Origin of the sequence: Bacillus sp. SIMBA_005 (assembly GCF_046535585.1) — a bacterium.
Lineage (GTDB): Bacteria > Bacillota > Bacilli > Bacillales > Bacillaceae > Bacillus > Bacillus pumilus.
Map to the genome: position 1 here is coordinate 1 of NZ_JAWRWI010000946.1, position 246 is coordinate 246.

Sequence of the window (246 nt, forward strand, 5' to 3'; positions counted from 1 at the left end):
CCGGCCCTCTCTATAGTATCCTTTACTTCAGATGAAGGATACTAGAGGGGGCTTTTTTTATGTCAATGGCTTATGAAGAATACATGCGCCAGCTTGTCGTACCGATGCGCCGCGAGCTGACTGGAGCAGGTTTTGAAGAGTTAACAACAGTGGAAGAAGTAGAAAACTTTATGGAAAAGGCAGAGGGCACAACTCTTGTAGTCGTTAACTCTGTATGCGGCTGCGCGGCAGGCCTTGCGCGTCCTG

At 49.2% G+C, this 246-nt stretch carries 1 pseudogene; it reads left to right on the forward strand.

The window, feature by feature from the left end:
• Positions 1–59: 59 nt before the first annotated feature.
• Positions 60–246, forward strand: a pseudogene (gene brxA, locus SB660_RS22885) (bacilliredoxin BrxA); the annotation flags it as partial.